The sequence below is a fragment of the Pseudonocardia sp. SID8383 genome, from assembly GCF_009864975.1.
Lineage (GTDB): Bacteria > Actinomycetota > Actinomycetes > Mycobacteriales > Pseudonocardiaceae > Pseudonocardia > Pseudonocardia alni.
In genome coordinates this window covers 1-1689 of sequence record NZ_WWFY01000189.1, presented here as the reverse complement: position 1 = coordinate 1689, position 1689 = coordinate 1, and the positions used below count along the sequence as shown (strand labels likewise).

The window sequence follows — 1689 nt, the reverse complement described above, 5'->3', positions numbered from 1 at the left end:
ACGGCCGTGGTCGGCGAGTCCGGGCCGGGCGGCGTGACGAACTGGGTCCGCTCGCTCGCGCTCTCCTCCGCGACGCGGGTCCGCGCGACGGCGGGCTCCTCGCCGCGGTGGCCGCGGGTGGACGGGTCGGGGCCGCCCGTCCGGCGGGTCTCCGACGTCACGACTTCACCTCCGGTGTGCTCCGGCGGTTCCACGCCGGGACGAATCTGAGTGCCAGTGCGCAGAGGATCTGCGCGCCGACGTAGCCGAGGACGACCGGCAGCATGGTCATGCTGACCGATGCGGTTCCGGGGTCCGGCAGCGGGACCAGACCGGCGAAGACCACGACCAGGCCGGTGTTGAGCAGCTGGATCTTCGCGTAGCCCATTCCGTCGCCGTCGGCCTGGCGGCGGGCGAGCTCGAACACGACGATCAGCCGGAAGAACAGGCCGCCCATGAGCACGGCCAGCGCCGGGGCGCCGGGCGCGTAGCCCTCACCGAGCAGCGACAGCACCGGGTAGCCCAGTGCCGCCCCGAGCCCGAGCGCGGGGACGAACAGCAGGAGCATCCGGCGCCGGGCGACGCGGGCGAACTCCTCGGCGCGGTGCGGCTCCCGGGCGGTCTGCACGGTCAGCGAGTTGGTGAAGAACGTCGCGGCCAGGTCGATGACGGTCACCGCCTGCCAGCAGATGAAGAAGACCGCGCCGATCTCGTTGCCCATCCGGAAGTTCGCGAACAGCGGGACCTGGTTGTAGAGCAGCGCGTTGCCGCACTGCGCCAGCGCGGTCGGCGCCAGGAACGCGATCATCTCCGGGCGCGACGGCAGCGTGCCCGGCCCACCGGCGCGGGCGAAGCGCCGCACCATGAACCAGAGCAGCACGGTGCCCGCGGCGATCCATAGCACGACCGGGATCGCCCAGGACAGCACCAGTGCCTCGGAGGCGAGCGTGCTGCCCAGTGCCAGCAGCAGCACGATCCGGGTCACGGCGAAGGTGCCGTTGCGCCACACCGCCACCCACGGCCGCCCGATGGCGACCATGACGAAGTCGTGGACGACGAACACGCACCAGCCGGCGCAGGTCAGGACCAGGACGACCAGGCCCCAGCCGAACGATCCGCCACCCGCGGCCTCCGCGACCCGGGGCACGAGCGTGCCGTAGATCAGGCCGATCAGCCCGGACAGCGGCATGATCAGCAGCAGCGAGCCGAAGGTGAGCCGGACCGACCTGCGGCCGGCCCCGGGGAGCCAGCGCAGCAACGCCAGCCCCAGGTTCAGCTGGGCGACGCCGCCGATCAGCTGGAAGGCCGACACGAACTCCGAGGCCCGGCCGACCTCGGCCTGGGGCATGAGCCGGGTCGCGATCAGCACGCCGAGCAACCCGGCGACCGAGCCGAAGCCCGAGCACAGGGTCAGGGCGATGCCGTCGCCGATGCCGCCGTTGCGGTCCGGGACCTGCTCGCCGTCGTCACCGCCGTCGCCACCGCCCGGTCCGGGTGGTCGGGTGGGCGGCGGGGTCGGCGGGTTCTCGCCGGGCCCGCGCAACCCGACCAGCGGCGGGAGGTACTCGGTGTGCTGCTCGGCGTTGCGGCGCGAGTGCGCCCGGGCGTGGGCGGTGGCGAGACGCTGGGTCGGGGCGTCCGGATCGACGCCCGCCGCCTGCGGTCCGGGGACGGGGCCGGGACCGGCCGTACCCGCGGCGGGGCGGGGAC

At 74.0% G+C, this 1689-nt stretch carries 1 protein-coding gene; it reads right to left on the bottom strand.

The window, feature by feature from the left end:
- Positions 1–157: 157 nt before the first annotated feature.
- Positions 158–1689 (bottom strand): lipopolysaccharide biosynthesis protein (locus GTW08_RS04670; protein ID WP_161151458.1); only part of this gene is annotated, 1532 nt, incomplete at its 5' end.